Origin of the sequence: Streptomyces griseoruber, assembly GCF_001514205.1 — a bacterium.
Taxonomy (GTDB): domain Bacteria; phylum Actinomycetota; class Actinomycetes; order Streptomycetales; family Streptomycetaceae; genus Streptomyces; species Streptomyces griseoruber.
The window spans coordinates 312,629-327,275 of record NZ_KQ948765.1; the positions used below are offsets into that span (position 1 = coordinate 312,629).

A 14,647-nucleotide genomic window follows, 5' to 3' on the forward strand; every position below is an offset into this window, starting at 1 on the left:
CTGTCCGTCCTCGACCGATCCCCGGAGGGCCCGTTGTTCACGTCCGTCGACGACGTCTCCGCCCGACTCGCCGAGACCGGCTATCTTGCCGCTCCCGCGGTCGCCACGACCGTGTTCCTCGCCGACCGGCTCGGCAAGCCGCTGCTCGTGGAGGGCCCGGCCGGGGTCGGCAAGACGGAACTCGCCAAGGCCGTCGCCCAGGTGGCCGGGGCGCGGCTGGTACGGCTCCAGTGCTACGAGGGCGTGGACGAGTCCCGCGCGCTGTACGAGTGGAACCACGCCAAGCAGCTGCTGCGCATCAGCGCGGGCCGCGACGAGACCTGGGACGAGACCCGCACCGACATCTTCAGCGAGGAGTTCCTGCTCCCCCGCCCGCTGCTGACCGCGATCCGCGGCGACGAGCCGACGGTGCTGCTGATCGACGAGACCGACAAGGCCGACGTCGAGGTGGAGGGGCTGCTGCTGGAGGTGCTCAGCGACTTCCAGGTCACCGTCCCGGAGCTGGGCACGATCACCGCGAGCCGCCGGCCGTTCGTCGTCCTCACCTCCAACGCCACCCGCGAGCTGTCGGAGGCACTGCGCCGCCGCTGTCTCTTCCTGCACCTCGGCTTCCCCGACGAGGAGCTGGAGCGGCGGATCGTCCGGCTGAAGGTGCCCGGTCTGGACACGGCGCTCACCGAGTCGGTGGTCCGGGTGGTGGCCGCGCTGCGCGCGATGGACCTGCGCAAGGTGCCGTCCGTCGCCGAGACCATCGACTGGGCGCGCACCCTGCTCGCGCTGGGCGCCACCACCCTGGACGAGACCGTGGTACGCGACAGTCTGGGCGTGATCCTCAAGCACCAGGACGACATCCTGAAGGCCGGGGCGAAGCTCGACCTGGACGCCGTGTGAGCGGCGACGCCGCCGAGCGGCTGACCGGGTTCGTGGCCGCGCTGCGCGCGCACGGCGTCCGGATCGGCACCGGCGAGACCGTGGACGCGGCCGAGGCGGTGGCCGCGCTCGGGTTCGCCGACCGGGGGCTGCTGCGCGAAGGGCTGGCCGCCACCCTGCTGCACACACCGGACCAACGGCGGCTGTTCGACACGGTCTTCGACCTGTACTTCCCCTACGGCGTCGGCGCGCCCGCGGGCGATCCCGGCGACCGGGACTCCCTGCGCGACCGGCTCGCGGACGCCCTGGCCGCCGGCGACCGTGCCCTGCTCGGCCAGTTGGCGATCGAGGCGGTCGACGGGCTGGGCGGATACGGGAGTTCTCCGGGGGCTGACGGCTGGTCGTCGTACCAGACCCTGGACCGGCTGCGCCCGCAGACGCTGCTGGCCCGGGTCCGGGACGAGATGCGGCGGCAGGGCGGCGGATCCGGTTTCGCGGGGCGGCTGCTGGAGGACGAGATCCGGCGGCGCATCGAGGAGTTCCGGGGGCTGGTGGCGGCGGAGGCCCGGCGCCGGGTGGCGGAGCGGCGGGGCCGGGACGAGATCGCGCGGCGGGCGGTGGCGCCGACCGCGGACCGGGTGGACTTCCTGTACGCGGGGCGCGACCGGCTGGCCGAACTGCGGCGGACCGTACAGCCGTTGGCGCGCAAGCTGGCCACCCGGCTGGCCGCGCGCCGCCGCCGTGCCACGCGCGGCACGATCGATCTGCGCCGCACTCTGCGCGGCTCGCTGTCCACGGGCGGGGTGCCGATGCGGCCGGTGCTGCGCCGCCGACGGCCGGCCCGTCCCGAACTGGTCCTGCTGTGCGATGTGTCGGGCTCGGTGTCCGGCTTCTCCGACTTCACGATGCTGCTGGTGCAGGCGCTGCACGACCAGTTCAGCAAGGTGCGGGTGTTCGCCTTCGTCAACCGGATCGACGAGGTCACGGGGCTGCTCGAGCACGGCCGGGCCGATCCCGAGGGGCTGGGCTCCCGGATCCGGGCCGAGGCGCGGCTGACGGGCTATCACGGCAGCAGTGACTACGGCGTCGCGCTGGGCGAGTTCGCGCAGCGGTACGGCGCCGCCGTGGGCCCGCGCACGACGGTGTTCGTGCTGGGGGACGCGCGCACGAACATGAGCGACCCGAACCTGGCGGCCCTCCGGGAGATCTCCGCCCGGGCCCGCCGTCTGTACTGGTTGAACCCGGAGCCCCGCCCGCTGTGGGGCACGGGCGACTCGGCCGCCCCCGAGTACGCCGGGCTGGTCGCGATGCACGAGTGCCGCAACGCGCACCAACTCGGCGCACTGGTGGGGCGGTTGCTCCCGATCTGAGCTCTGCTCACCGGCTCATGCGCGGAAGTAGTGCCCCTTCTCCAGGTCCTCCAGGAGTCCCGGCCGCAGGGGGCGCCAGTCGAGGAGTTCGCGGGTGAGGGCGCTGGAGGCGGGGAGGTCCTGGCCGATGAGGCCGGCCAGCCAGGTGAAGTGGGCCGGGGCGTCCTCGGGGGCGATCGGGGCCGTCGGGACGTCCAGATGGCGGCCTATCACCTCCGCCACGGCGCGGATCTCGACGCCCTCGTCGGCGACGCCGTGCAGCACGGTCGCGGCCGGCGCGCGCTCCACCGCCAGCCGGAACAGCCGGGCCGCGTCGAGGCGGTGGACGGCGGGCCAGCGGTTGGCGCCGTCGCCGAGGTAGCCGGAGACGCCCTTGGTGCGGGCGAGGGCGACGAGGGACGCCATGAACCCGGCGTCCCCGTCGCCGTGGCAGGTCGGCGAGAGCCGTACCACCGACGAGCGCACACCCCGCGCGGCCGCGTCCAGCACCGCGGCGGCGGTGGCGGCGCGGCCGGACAGCGCCGAGTCGTCGGCCGTCGGCATGTCCCGCTCGGTCGCGGGGCGCCCCGGGGGGAAGCCCATGAACCCGCCCGCGACGGCCAGGGGACGCCCGCTGCCCGCCAGCGCGTCGACGAGGGTGTCGACCGCCCGGCGGTCGGCCCGCGCGGCGCCCGCGAAGTCGCCGGTGAAGGCGATGTCGTGCTTGAAGGCGAGATGGACCACGCCGTCCGACGCGGCGGCGGCCGTGCCGAGGACGTCGAGGTCGTCGATGGTGCCCCGCACCACGGCGGCCCCGGCGCCAGAGAGCGCGGCGGCGGAGGTGTCGGAGCGGGCGAGGCCGGTGACCTGGTGTCCCGCGTCGAGGAGATCGGGGACGAGGGCGGAACCGAGCCAGCCGGAAGCGCCGGTGACGAAGATGCGCATGGGAGTACCTCGGACGACTAGTGAGTCGAATGCCGTCGGGCGGCATCGAGTGATGTCAGTGACTGTCGTCATCGACGCTAGCACTGATGTCAGGGACTGTCATCGCGTAGGATCCGGCCATGGGCAGATGGGAGCCGAACACACGGGAGCGCCTGGCGCGGGCCGCGCTGGAACTGTTCGGCGAGCGCGGATACGAACAGACCACGGTGGCGGAGATCGCCCGGCGGGCCGGGCTCACCGAGCGCACCTACTTCCGGCACTACGCCGACAAGCGCGAGGTGTTGTTCGGCGGTTCGGACGTGCTGCGGAAGGTGTTCGCGACGGCGGTCGCCGAGGCGCCCGCGTCCGACGCGCCGATCGACGTCGTGGCGGCGGGGCTGGAGGCGGTCGCGGCGGTGTTCCCGGGGCGCGAGACCGCCCGGCAGCGGCAGTCCGTCGTCGGCTCGCACCCGGAACTCCAGGAACGCGAACTGATCAAACTCGCCACGCTCTCCGCCGCCGTGACCGAGGCCCTGCACGCCCGAGGCGTCGCGGACCCCACCGCGGCCCTCGCCGCCGAGGCCGGGATCGCCGTCTTCAAGATCGGCTACGAACGCTGGATCGCCCCCGCCGAACACCGCGAACTGGCCGACCTGCTGCACGCGTCACTGACCGAACTCAAAGCCGTGACGGCGGGGAGCCGGTGACCGGGGAGCAGGCCTCAGGGCCGGAGCCGGGCCGTCGCACGGCGACGCGCCCAGGTCCTCCGGCCCTGCTCCGACGACAGATCTCCGACTCGGGTCGCTGGTGCCGCTGCAGGCGACGTTCGCCCCGTCGCGACGCCCGGCACGCACTCTCGCCGCACCGGACGCCGCTCCTTGACGGGCAAACGTTGCCTGGCGCGGCACTAGTCGGCCTTCGCGTACTCCTTGGCCATCGCCCCCGCGAAGTCGTAGACCACGCACTGCTCGTCCCCCACGACCCAGGCGTCGTGTCCGGGTGAGATCACGAAGACGTCGCCGGGGCCCACCTCGGTCTCGCCGCCCTCGTCCATGGTGATGTGCATCCGTCCGCTGACCACATAGCCGTTGTGGTGGATCTGGCAGGTCTCGGTGCCCGCCAGCGGTGCCACCGACTCCGTCCAGCGCCATCCGGGCTCGAACGTCGCCATGGCGAAGTCGAGCCCGCTCATGTGGACGGCCTCCAGGTGGCCCCGGGGGAAGTCGCGCCGCTCGTCCGGCTTGTCGAGTGTCTTCACTTCCAGCATGGCGTCCTCCTTCCGGCCGCGCTGCACCACGGCCGGGGCCGGTCTCCCCGGCGGCCCGGGACGTCACCGGTGGGGGCCGCACCCCACACCTCCATCGTCCGCCCCGCCACCGGGGTACGCCATTCGGCGGACCGGGCGTCAGGCACCGCCCGCGCACAGCTCGGCGAAGCGGCCGGTGTCGATGTTGCCGCCGGAGACGATCACCCCGACACGGCGGCCCGGCGCGCCGGCCCGGCCCGCGAGCAGGGCGGCCAGCGGGGTGGCCCCGCTCGGCTCCACGACGATCTTCAGACGCTCGAAGGCGAAGCGCATGGCGGCGCGGATCTCTTCGTCGGAGACGAGGGCGATCTCGTCCACGAGGCGCCGGTTCACCGAGAAGGTCAGCTCCCCGGGCGTGGACAGCGCCTGGCCGTCGGCGATGGTGCGCGGCACCGGGATCGCGATCCGCCGGCCGGCCTCCAGGGAGCGCCTGGTGTCGTCCCCGGCCTCCGGTTCGACGCCGACGATCCGGATGCCGGGCCGCAGCCCCTTCGCCGCGGTGGCGCTGCCGGCGATCAGCCCACCCCCGCCGACCGGGGCGAGGAGAGAGTCCAACTCCCCTACCTCGTCGAGGAGTTCGAGCGCGGCGGTGCCCTGGCCCGCCATGACGTGCGGATGGTCGTAGGGCGGGATCAGGGCGAGGCCCCGCTCGGCGGCCAGGGCCTGGGCGACGGCCTCCCGGTCGCCGGTGTAGCGGTCGTACGTCACGATCTCGGCGCCGTAGCCCTCCGTGGCCGCCCGTTTGGAGCGCGGGGCGTCCTCGGGCATCACGATCACCGCGGTGGTGCCCAGTTCCCGGGCGGCCAGGGCGACGGCCTGGGCGTGGTTGCCGGAGGAGTAGGCGGCGATGCCCCGGGCGAGCTGTCCGGGGGTCAGCCGGGAGGCCGCGTGGTAGGCGCCACGGAACTTGAAGGCGCCGACCCGCTGGAAGTTCTCGCACTTCAGGAACACCTCGGCACCGACGGCCGCGTCCAGGGTGCGCGAGCGCAGCACGGGGGTGCGTCGGGCGACCCCCTTCAGCCCGGCGGCCGCGTCACGGACGTCGTCGAGGGTGATCGGCGGGGGTGCGGTGGTCACGGAGGGGCTCCCTCGGAAGAGTCGGTGGGCGTGGCCCTCGCCTGCGCCAGATAGTGGTAGGCGGAGGCGCGGGAGATGCCGAGGCGGGCGGCGACCTGTTCGACGGCTCGGCGTACGGCGAAGACGCCCCGTTCGTCCAGGCCGCGGAAGAGTGCCAGGCGGCGGGTCCGGTCGAGGCCGGGCCAGGTCTGGTCCTGGCGCCGCAGATGCTCGTCGAGCAGGGCGTCCACGACGGAGTCGATGTCGTCGCCGAAGGTGGTCACCGGGGCCTGGGACGGTCCGGCGGCGGCGGTGCCCGCGAGCGCGGCAAGCAGACCCTGGACGCGGTCGACCTCGGTGACGTCCACGTTGACGCAGAGGGCGCCGAACACCGCGCCGGTGGAGTCGCGCAGCACCATCGTGGACGACTTCACCCGTCTGCCGGTGCCGGTGCGGGTGACGTAGTTCAGCTCGCCGCGGGCCTCGTCGCCGCGGGCCAGGACGCGCAGGCCGATCTCACTCATCGCCCCGCCGACCGTCCGCCCGGTCACCGACCCGGCGACGGCGACCACGGACTTCTCCGGCCGTCGGTAGTCGTGCAGGACGGCCTCGCACACCGGCCCGAAGGTGGCCGCGATCCCGTCCACGACGGGGGCGAGCGCCCGCAGGATCGCGTCCCGCTCCGCTTCCCTCTCCCTGGATCCCATACCCACGATTAGACCATACGTCCAGCCACTGGATCACCGGTCCAAGTCCGGCTTGGTGCGCCCACTCCCGCCGGGCGACCGGTCGATCAAGGGGTGGCGTCGCCAATCACCGTTTCCCTAGGATGTGTTACCGACCGCGACGACGCGGCCACGGCCGGGAGCTGGGGGAAAAGACATGCAGTCCGGGAAGCCTCTGTCCACGGAGATCGACGCCACGGTCCCGACAGCCGCGCGCATGTACGACCACTATCTCGGCGGCAAGGACAACTACGCGGCCGACCGGGCCGCCTGCGCCGAGCTCGACAAGGTCGTCCCGAGCACCCGCGTCCTCGCGCTGAACAACCGCCGCTTCCTCCAGCGGGTCGTGAAGACCCTGACGCAGGAGTACGGCATCCGGCAGTTCCTGGACCACGGCTCAGGCCTGCCCACCCAGGACAACGTCCACCAGGTCGCCCAGCGGATCGACCCGACGGCCCACGTCGTCTACGTCGACAACGACCCGATGGTCCTCGTGCACGGCCGCGCCCTGCTGGAGCAGGACGAGCGCACCACCGTGATCCACGCCGACATGCGCGAGACCGAGGCCATCTTCGCCCACCCCGACACGGAGCGGCTGATCGACTTCTCCCGGCCGGTGGCCGTGCTGTTCAACTCGGTCTTCCACTGCATCCCCGACAGCGAGACCGACGGCCCGCCCGCCGTGGTCCGCCGGGTGGCCGAACGCCTGGCCCCCGGAAGCTATCTGGTGATGTGTCAGCTGGTCAGCGAGGACCCCGCGGTACGGGAGTTCGTGACGGACTTCATGGACAAGGCCACCCAGGGGCACTGGGGCCGGGTGCGGGAGCAGAAGGACGTCGCCGGGTGGTTCGAGGGGCTCCAGATCCTCGAACCGGGGCTGGTGGAGGTCTCCACCTGGCGGCCCGACACCGAGGTCGCACCCCGCCAACTCACCCAGGAGTGGATCGAGTTCGGCGGCGTGGGACGCCTGGGCTGACCGGGCCCCGGCCCGGCCGTCAGGCGTAACGCTGCCGGATGGTCCCTTCGAGCATCCTGAGCGACTCGCGCGGCTGGAGCGCCTGGTCGGCCAGCCGGTCCAGGGCGACCCGGTACTCCTCCGTCTCGTCCCGGTCCTCCAGGAAGGTGGCGCTCCTGATCTGCTCCAGATAGACGATGTCGGGCAGATCGGCGCCGCCGAACCGCAGATACGTGACGGGAATGGCCGGCGCCGAGGCGTGCGTGACGTCCAACGGGACGACCTGCACGGTGACATGGGGCAGCCGGGCCAGCTCCACGAGATGGGCGAGCTGCTCCCGCATCACCTCGCGGCTGCCGAGCACCCGCAGCAGCACCGACTCGTCGAGGATCGCCCACACCCGCGGGGCGTCGGCGCGGTGCAGCAGCTCGGTCCGCCGGGTGCGCAGCTCCACCCGGCGCTCCACCTCCCGCGGCGAGGCCGAGGGCAGTCCGCGCTCCACGACGGCCCGGGTGTAGGCGGGGGTCTGGAGCAGACCCGGCACGTACTGGATCTCGAAGGTACGGATCGCGGTGGCCGCCTCCTGAAGTCCGACCAGCCGATCGAACCACTCGGGCATCAGCCGTTTGTCGTACCGCTGCCACCAGCCGGGCTCCCCCGCCTGCCGCAGCAGTTCCAGCAGCACCGAGGCCTCGTGCTCCTCGGCGCCGTACAGCGTCAGCAGCGCGCGGACGTCGCCCTCCGTCGGAGGGCGGCGCCCCTTGCCCGCCTCGATGCGCGACAGCTTCGCCGGGCTGAACCGCACCGCACGCGCGGCCTGGTCCTGGGCGAGCCCGGCGTCCTCCCGCATACCCGTGAGCTGAACCCCGACCAGCATTTTGAGCAAGGTCGGGGCGGGCTCCGCGCGGTTCAGATACGGTTCGAGGCGGGAGACTCGAGGCGACTCGGCAGACATGCTGTGACTCCCCACGGACCGGCAGACGACAGACCCCAGTATCGCATCGGACGGCCTACGACCGTATGGAGCACGGGAATTGAAGAGGGTGCCGGGTCCGACGGCACCCTCCCGCCGGACGCGTTCACAGCAGGTGGTCGAACTCCCCGTCCTTCGCCCCCGCCAGGAACGCCGCCACCTCGGCCGGCGTGTAGACCAGGGCCGGGCCGTCGGGGTCCCGGGAGTTGCGCATCGCCACGCCACCCCCGTCCAGCGCCGCGACCTCGACGCAGTTGCCCTCCGCGTTGCTGTGACTGCTCTTGATCCAGCGGACGCCCAGCGAGCTCGCCCGTACTCCGTTCGACACCGATCCGGTTTCTGACGACACGGCAACTCTCCTCGCTTCGTACGCGCAATTTCCCGTGAAATTGCACGAGGACATCGTCAGCGTGGATAATAACCATGCCGTCAACCGCACTTCCGGCAACCCGTCCTGACCTCGCCTCAGGGAGATGCCCCGTGTCATCACCTGCGCAGTTCCGGAGCCACGAGTCCGTCCTCGACTCGTCCAGCACCGCAAGCCTGCACCTCGGGGGCGACCGGGAGGGATTCGTCGAGGCACGGGACTTCACCCGCCGCACGCTCGGCGGCTGGTCCCTGGACCACCGCACGGACGACGCGCTCACCGTCGTCACCGAACTCGCCTCCAACGCCGTCCTGCACGGCCTGCCGCACCTCCCGACGGATCACTTCGACGTACGGCTCAGACTCACCCTGCGCCGCTCGCACCTGATGTGCGCCGTCACCGACCCCAGCGACAGCCCGCCCCTCTACCCGCACCCAGGCGACGACCTGCTGGAGCACGGCCGCGGACTGCACATCGTCGAAGCCCTCTCGGAGCACTGGGGCTGGACCCGCCGCTCCCCGGTGGGCAAGACCGTCTGGGCCATGCTGCCGACCCGCACCTCCATGACATGACCGCCACGAAGAGAACCCCGCCCCTCAAGGACCTGGGACATGTGCCCTGGCCCGAGATCCAGGACACCACCGGATCCGCCGCCGGCATCCCCGCCCTGCTCACCACCGTCGCCCGCGGCGACGCCGAGACCGCCCAGAGCGCGCTCGGGCAACTGCGCCGCCGTATCTGCCGGTACGGCTTCGTGGTGGACCAGGCGACCGCGGCCACGGTGCCGTTCCTCTGGGAACTCGCGCGGCTCCCGCAGGTCACCTGCCGGGTGGCGATACTGCGTCTGCTGAAGAGCATCGCCGACGCCCGCCAGTGGGAGACCACGGCCGCCGCCTACCCCAAGCTGCTGCGCCACCCGGACAACCACGTGGCCTGGGAACGCGAGGCCCGCCACGCCGTCCGGGCCCAACGCGGCCTCCTGGAGGACCTCCTCACGGACCGGGACAGCGAGATCGCCGAGGCCGGCCGGGAGCTCGCGGCGACGCTGAACGACTGAAGAACAGGCGGCGAGTCGGCCCGTCCGGGGTACCCGGCCGCTAGGTTGACCGCATGAGCAACCTTGACCGCGCGCCCGTGCCGAGCGTGTGCGGCGGGCGTGGATTCGTCGTCGCCGAACCCGTCCGCGAGCTGCTGAGCCCCCGCAAGGTGAAGCTCGGCGAGTCGACCGAGGTACGCCGGCTGCTGCCGAACCTCGGCCGGCGCATGATCGGCGCCTGGGCCTTCGTCGACCACTACGGGCCCGACGACATCGCCGACGAACCCGGTATGCAGGTGCCGCCGCACCCGCACATGGGGCTCCAGACCGTCAGCTGGCTGCACGAGGGCGAGGTGCTGCACCGCGACTCCACGGGCAGCCTGCGGACCATCCGCCCCAGGGAACTCGGGCTCATGACCTCGGGGCGCGCCATCAGCCACTCCGAGGAGAGCCCGAGGACCCACGCGCGCTTCCTCCACGGCGCCCAGCTCTGGGTGGCCCTCCCCGACGCCCACCGCCACACCGAGCCCCACTTCGAACACCACGCCGCGCTGCCCACGGTCACCGCCCCCGGCCTCACGGCCACCCTCGTCCTCGGCGAACTCGACGGCTCCCGCTCCCCCGGGACGACGTACACCCCGATCGTGGGCGCGGACCTCGCCCTCGCCCACGGCACGGACGTACGCCTGCCGCTCGTCCCCGACTTCGAGTACGGCGTCCTGTCGATGTCCGGCGAGGTCCACGTCGACGGCGTCCCGGTCCTCCCGGGCTCCCTCCTCTACCTCGGCTGCGGCCGCACCGAACTCCCCCTGCGCGCCGCCTCCGACGCGGCCCTGATGCTCCTCGGCGGCGAGCCCTTCGAGGAGGAGCTGATCATGTGGTGGAACTTCGTCGCCCGCACCCAGGAGGAGATCGAACAGGCCCGACAGGACTGGACCCACGGCACCCGCTTCGGCGAGGTGCACGGCTACGACGGATCCCCCCTCCCCGCCCCCGACCTGCCCCCGACTCCCCTGAAGCCACGGGGGAGGGTGCGCTGACCCGGGCGAAGGGGAGCGACCACCGAAGGACCCGTGCCACCCCTGTCCGGTCCGGACGGGGCGGGGTCCTCCGCAGGCGCAGTCCGGTCGACGGAAGGCCGGGGCGTGCGTCGGGGGCGGCCCAGGGTGACACCGGACAGGACCAGGGCGAGGCCGGCCAGTTGCTGGACGGTCAGGGCCTCGCCGGCGATCGCCGTGCCGAGCAGTACGCCGGTCACCGGGTTGAGCAGGCCGATCAGGCCGACCGTGCCCGCGGGCAGGTGCCGTAGACCCGTGAACCAGGCGACGAAGGCCAGGGCCGTGGCGATGAGGGAGACGTACGCGAAGGCGAGGAGGGTCGGGGTGGAGGCGGCGGGTGGAGGGCCCTCCACCGCTGCCGCGGCCGGGAGCAGGAAGAGGCCTCCGGCCGTGAGCTGCCAGGCCGTCGACGCGAGCACGTCCGTGCCGGCGCTCCAGCGTTTGGCGAGGATGTGGCCGAAGGACGACACCAGCAGGGCGGCGGCCGAGGCGAGGATCCCCGGCACGCTCACCGCCTCCGCCCCCGTGAGCAGCATGAGGCAGACCCCGACCAGTCCGGTCGCGGCGCCGGCCAGGTGCGTGGCCCGGGGCCGCTCGGACACCAGGGGCCAGGCGATGAGCATCATCGTGAGCGGGGACAGTGCCATCACCGTCGAGGCGACGCTCGTCGCAAGGAGCTGGGAAGCGGTGTAGACGAGGACGAAGAACACGCTCATGTTGAGCAGCCCGAGCACGGCGGAACGCCACCACCACGCGGCGTGCGGCCGGCGTCGGCACACGGCCAGCAGGACCAGCCCGGCGGGCAGCGCCCGCAGGGCGGCTCCCCAGAGCGGGCGGTCGGCGGGCAGGAACTCGTGCGTGACGAAGTAGTTGGCGCCCCAGGCCACCGGCGCGACCGCGGTCAGAGCCGTCAGGGCCACCCGGCGCACATTGGCTTCCATGGAAGCCAATATAGCTTCCCGGGAAGCTAATATGGGCGCATGGAGCAGACCGGTGAACCGCTGGACCGCGTGGCCCGCATCCAGGCCGACTGGCGCCGGGAGCGCCCCGACGTGGACGTGAGCCCCCAGGGAGTGATCGGCCGGCTGCACCGGCTGGCCGGCCGGCTCACGGAGGAACTCTGCCTCGTCTACGGCCGCTACGGCCTCGGCGAGGGGGAATTCGACGTGCTGTGCGCGCTGCGCCGCGCCGGGGAGCCGTATGAGCGGGCGCCCGGTGAGCTCGCCGCGCACACCATGGTCACCACCGGCGCGATGACGAAGCGGATCGACCGGCTGGAGCGGGCCGGGCTCGTCACCCGCCGCCGTTCCGCCGACGACCAGCGCGGCCGGATCGTCGCCCTCACCGGGCCCGGCCGCGAACTGATCGACCGGGCCTTCACCGACCACATGCACAACGAAGGCCGGCTGCTGGACCTGCTGACGCCCGCCGAGGCCGCGTCGCTCGAAGCACTGCTCACCGCGTGGCTGGGCCGGATGGAGCACCCGGGCGCCGCCGGAGCCGGGTGACGGGATCCGCGCACGGGTCAGTTCCGGGCGGACGGGTCAGTTCCGGGCGGACGGGGCCGTGGCGGGGGGCGAGGGGCGAGGGGCGGGCGGATAGTAGCCAAGTAATCTATCGGCCATGAGCAAGGGTTCCGAACGGGCCACGCCCGGCTTCCTGGTGTGGCGGCTGTCGACGAAGTGGCGGGTGGCGGTGGACCGGGCGACCGCCCCGCTCGGGCTCACCCACGCGCAGTACTCCCTGGTGTCGTCGCTGTACGGCATGCAGCGCGCCGGCGAACGCCCCAGCCAGCGCCGGCTCGCCGACCACACCGGTCTCGAGCCGCTCTACGTCTCGAAGCTCGCCCGCGCCCTGGAGTCCGCCGGCCTGATCGAGCGGACCCGGGACCCCCGCGATCCGCGCGCGGTGCAACTGGCGCTCACCGGGCGGGGCGAGGAGGTCACCCTGGAGGCCGTCAAGGTCGTACAGGGGCTGCTGGAGCAGTTGCTGGAGCCGCTCGGCGGGCTGGACGGCGAGCGGACGCGGGCGTTCGGCGAGGAACTCGCGCTGCTGCTCGACGTACCGCTCGGACCGGGCGAACCCGGCACCGAAGGGTAGTGGAATATTCAACCACTACCCCCGGTTGACGGCCTCGAAGGAGGTCACGAGTGAACATGACATACGGCACGGGGTACGACGCGACGAGCGAGTCCGCGTACTACGCCCACGGGACCCCGGCCGAGCGCTGGGAGCGCGCGCAGCTGTTCTTCGACGCACGGGACTACACCGCCGCGGCGCGGGTGCTGGCGCCGCTGGTCGACGAGGTGCCGGAGCAGACCGGACCGCGGCTGCTGCTGGCCCGCGCCTACTACCACTCGGCCCAACTGCGCCGCGCCGAGAACGAGTTGCGGCTGATCGTGGAGCGCGACCCGGTGGAGCACTACGCCCGGCTGATGCTGGGCCGCACCCTGGAGCGGCAGGGGCGGCACACGGAGGCGGAACCGCATCTGCGGATCGCCTCGGCGCTGGCCGGCGACTTCCCAACGGACTGATCCGGCCCAGGACACGGGAGCGGCCCGGCGGTGGACCTCACCGCCGGGCCGCTCCCGTGCGCGCATGGGCTCAGGCCTGCGCCGTCGCCTTCGTCTGCCGTCGGTGGGCCAGCTCGCCGAGGATGACGTCCACCACCAGGAACCCGGCGAGCGGGATGCCGAGGAGCGGGACGAAGTAGCCGAGCACGGCGACCGCCGCCATCAGCGGGACCAGGACGTACGGCGGGACCTGCGCCCAGGCTCCGCGCGGGATCGGGCGGCCGAAGGCGGAACCGCGGCCGCGCTGCCACCACATGCGGTAGCCCCACACGATCAGCAGGATCAGGGAGAGCGCGAGCAGCATCAGCGCGATCTGGTTGACCAGCCCGAACAGGGTGCCGGTGTGCAGGTCGATGCCCCAGCGGGTCAGCTTGGCGAGCACCGGGTAGTCGGCGAACCGCACGGTGTCGGTGACCTCGCCGGTCGCCGGGTCGATCGCGACGGCGTCCTGCTTCTCGGGCCAGCTGCGCTGCACCTGCTTCACGATGTACGCCGAGGAGGCGTCGGCGGGCGGGACGATCTCGACGGGGTCGCCCAGCCCCTCGGCGCGCGCGGCGGCGAGGACCTTGTCCAGGCCGACGCCGTGCTCGCCGTCGCCGCCCGAACCGGAGGCCGCTTCATGGCCGGCGTGCTCGCCGCCGCCGCTCACCGCGGCCGAGACGGACGGGGTGGCCTGCTTGAGGGAGGTGCGCAGCTCGTCGATGTTGGCGCCGGCGTAGGTGGACCAGGTCAGTCCGGTCGCGGACAGGAAGAAGAACCCCGCGGCGGCCCAGACGCCGACCGTGCCGTGCAGTCCGAGGGTGCGGCGACGGCCGCTGGTGCCGCGGACCTTGCGCAGCGCGCGGCGGCGGGAGAACCACAGCGCGATGCCGCCGGCCGCGATCACCCAGAGCCAGCTCGCGGCGAACTCGCTGTAGAGACGGCCGGTTTCGCCGAGGTGGAGGTTGCGGTGGAGCCCGGAGATCCAGGTGCGCACCGGCAGGGCGCCCGTCGAGCCGTACTGCTCCAGCGCGCCGCGCACCTTGGCGGTGTACGGGTCGACGAAGACGGCGAGGGTGTGCTCGGGGTCGACTCCCTCGACGCCGGAGAGCATCACGCGGGTGGTGCCGTCGTCCTGCGGGGAGGGCCGCACGGCCGAGACGGTGCCTTCGGGGTGGGCCTTGCGGGCGGCGGCCACCTGCTCGGATATCGGCAGCTCGGTGTCGCCGACGGGCACGGTCATCTCGTGCGCGTAGAGGAGCTTCTCGGCCTGGAACGAGCCCGCGTACAGGAGGCCGGTGACGGCGGCGACCAGCAGGAACGGCGCGACGAGGACACCCGCGTAGAAGTGCAGGCGCAGGACCAGGGGGCGCAACGGGGCCCACAGGCCCGGGGACTTGGACGCCGGGGCCGGGGCTGCCTCGGGGGCCTCGTCCGTGGTCGTCGAGGGAGCGGTGGTCATCGGCGGGCTACTCC

General features: G+C 72.8%; 18 protein-coding genes. 10 read left to right on the top strand and 8 right to left on the bottom strand.

The window, feature by feature from the left end; genetic code table 11:
* The first annotated feature begins 33 nt into the window (after nucleotides 1-33).
* Nucleotides 34-891 carry an AAA family ATPase gene (locus AQJ64_RS09675; RefSeq protein WP_055634870.1) on the top strand — a complete coding sequence of 286 codons (858 nt, stop codon included), beginning with the start codon at nucleotides 34-36 and terminating at the stop codon, nucleotides 889-891.
* The gene (locus AQJ64_RS09680) at nucleotides 888-2,240 is read left to right on the top strand and encodes a vWA domain-containing protein (RefSeq protein ID WP_055634863.1); all 1,353 of its coding nucleotides are present in this window, start codon (nucleotides 888-890) and stop codon (nucleotides 2,238-2,240) included. Before AQJ64_RS09675 ends, AQJ64_RS09680 begins: the two co-directional genes overlap by 4 nt.
* A gap of 15 nt (nucleotides 2,241-2,255) precedes the next feature.
* On the opposite strand, the gene AQJ64_RS09685 is transcribed toward AQJ64_RS09680, so the two are convergent.
* Nucleotides 2,256-3,164, bottom strand: a complete 909-nt coding sequence (locus tag AQJ64_RS09685) for an SDR family oxidoreductase (protein ID WP_055634862.1) — start codon at nucleotides 3,162-3,164, stop codon at nucleotides 2,256-2,258.
* Nucleotides 3,165-3,283: 119 nt separating this feature from the next.
* Between AQJ64_RS09685 and AQJ64_RS09690 the strand changes: the two genes are divergently transcribed.
* A complete protein-coding gene (locus AQJ64_RS09690) occupies nucleotides 3,284-3,850 on the top strand; it encodes a TetR/AcrR family transcriptional regulator (protein ID WP_055634861.1) in 567 nt (188 codons plus the stop codon).
* A gap of 200 nt (nucleotides 3,851-4,050) precedes the next feature.
* On the opposite strand, the gene AQJ64_RS09695 is transcribed toward AQJ64_RS09690, so the two are convergent.
* The 3 genes from AQJ64_RS09695 to AQJ64_RS09705 all read right to left on the bottom strand — a co-directional run bounded on the left by AQJ64_RS09695 (nucleotide 4,051) and on the right by AQJ64_RS09705 (nucleotide 6,212).
* Nucleotides 4,051-4,410, bottom strand: coding sequence for a cupin domain-containing protein (locus AQJ64_RS09695; RefSeq protein WP_059202612.1), 360 nt, complete (start codon nucleotides 4,408-4,410; stop codon nucleotides 4,051-4,053).
* A 138-nt stretch (nucleotides 4,411-4,548) separates the two neighbouring features.
* Entirely contained in the window at nucleotides 4,549-5,526 is a 978-nt protein-coding gene (locus AQJ64_RS09700; protein WP_059202564.1) for a threo-3-hydroxy-L-aspartate ammonia-lyase, read from the bottom strand.
* Complete coding sequence (locus AQJ64_RS09705; protein ID WP_055632486.1) at nucleotides 5,523-6,212, bottom strand: helix-turn-helix transcriptional regulator; 690 nt, start codon at nucleotides 6,210-6,212, stop codon at nucleotides 5,523-5,525. Before AQJ64_RS09705 ends, AQJ64_RS09700 begins: the two co-directional genes overlap by 4 nt.
* 175 nt (nucleotides 6,213-6,387) lie before the next feature.
* On the opposite strand from AQJ64_RS09705, the gene AQJ64_RS09710 reads away from it, so the two are divergent.
* Complete coding sequence (locus AQJ64_RS09710; protein WP_055632487.1) at nucleotides 6,388-7,206, top strand: SAM-dependent methyltransferase; 819 nt, start codon at nucleotides 6,388-6,390, stop codon at nucleotides 7,204-7,206.
* Nucleotides 7,207-7,225: 19 nt separating this feature from the next.
* On the opposite strand, the gene AQJ64_RS09715 is transcribed toward AQJ64_RS09710, so the two are convergent.
* Both AQJ64_RS09715 and AQJ64_RS09720 read right to left on the bottom strand, forming a co-directional pair.
* Nucleotides 7,226-8,140 carry a helix-turn-helix domain-containing protein gene (locus AQJ64_RS09715; protein ID WP_055632488.1) on the bottom strand — a complete coding sequence of 305 codons (915 nt, stop codon included), beginning with the start codon at nucleotides 8,138-8,140 and terminating at the stop codon, nucleotides 7,226-7,228.
* 124 nt (nucleotides 8,141-8,264) lie between these two features.
* Nucleotides 8,265-8,486 carry a DUF397 domain-containing protein gene (locus AQJ64_RS09720; protein ID WP_055632489.1) on the bottom strand — a complete coding sequence of 74 codons (222 nt, stop codon included), beginning with the start codon at nucleotides 8,484-8,486 and terminating at the stop codon, nucleotides 8,265-8,267.
* A 152-nt stretch (nucleotides 8,487-8,638) separates the two neighbouring features.
* Here AQJ64_RS09720 and AQJ64_RS09725 point away from each other — a divergent pair, with 152 nt between their 5' ends.
* The 3 genes from AQJ64_RS09725 to AQJ64_RS09735 are packed head-to-tail and all read left to right on the top strand — an operon-like array spanning nucleotide 8,639 to nucleotide 10,601.
* Nucleotides 8,639-9,097, top strand: coding sequence for an ATP-binding protein (locus AQJ64_RS09725; RefSeq protein ID WP_055632490.1), 459 nt, complete (start codon nucleotides 8,639-8,641; stop codon nucleotides 9,095-9,097).
* A complete protein-coding gene (locus tag AQJ64_RS09730) occupies nucleotides 9,094-9,582 on the top strand; it encodes a hypothetical protein (protein ID WP_240512510.1) in 489 nt (162 codons plus the stop codon). Before AQJ64_RS09725 ends, AQJ64_RS09730 begins: the two co-directional genes overlap by 4 nt.
* A gap of 53 nt (nucleotides 9,583-9,635) precedes the next feature.
* Nucleotides 9,636-10,601, top strand: coding sequence for a pirin family protein (locus tag AQJ64_RS09735; protein WP_059202565.1), 966 nt, complete (start codon nucleotides 9,636-9,638; stop codon nucleotides 10,599-10,601).
* Here AQJ64_RS09735 and AQJ64_RS09740 read toward each other — a convergent pair.
* On the bottom strand, nucleotides 10,529-11,560 hold the full coding sequence (locus AQJ64_RS09740; RefSeq protein WP_079061560.1) for an EamA family transporter: 1,032 nt from the start codon (nucleotides 11,558-11,560) through the stop codon (nucleotides 10,529-10,531). The genes AQJ64_RS09735 and AQJ64_RS09740 overlap by 73 nt on opposite strands.
* 39 nt (nucleotides 11,561-11,599) lie before the next feature.
* Here AQJ64_RS09740 and AQJ64_RS09745 point away from each other — a divergent pair, with 39 nt between their 5' ends.
* The 3 genes from AQJ64_RS09745 to AQJ64_RS09755 all read left to right on the top strand — a co-directional run bounded on the left by AQJ64_RS09745 (nucleotide 11,600) and on the right by AQJ64_RS09755 (nucleotide 13,153).
* On the top strand, nucleotides 11,600-12,127 hold the full coding sequence (locus AQJ64_RS09745) for a MarR family winged helix-turn-helix transcriptional regulator (RefSeq protein ID WP_055638914.1): 528 nt from the start codon (nucleotides 11,600-11,602) through the stop codon (nucleotides 12,125-12,127).
* 115 nt (nucleotides 12,128-12,242) lie between these two features.
* A complete protein-coding gene (locus AQJ64_RS09750) occupies nucleotides 12,243-12,719 on the top strand; it encodes a MarR family winged helix-turn-helix transcriptional regulator (RefSeq protein ID WP_059202566.1) in 477 nt (158 codons plus the stop codon).
* Nucleotides 12,720-12,775: 56 nt separating this feature from the next.
* Nucleotides 12,776-13,153: a tetratricopeptide repeat protein gene (locus tag AQJ64_RS09755; RefSeq protein ID WP_059202613.1), complete on the top strand. Its 378-nt coding sequence runs from the start codon at nucleotides 12,776-12,778 to the stop codon at nucleotides 13,151-13,153.
* A gap of 70 nt (nucleotides 13,154-13,223) precedes the next feature.
* Here the strand turns inward: AQJ64_RS09755 and AQJ64_RS09760 are convergent, their stop codons facing one another.
* The gene (locus tag AQJ64_RS09760) at nucleotides 13,224-14,633 is read right to left on the bottom strand and encodes a PepSY-associated TM helix domain-containing protein (protein WP_055636001.1); all 1,410 of its coding nucleotides are present in this window, start codon (nucleotides 14,631-14,633) and stop codon (nucleotides 13,224-13,226) included.
* Nucleotides 14,634-14,647: the final 14 nt, after the last annotated feature.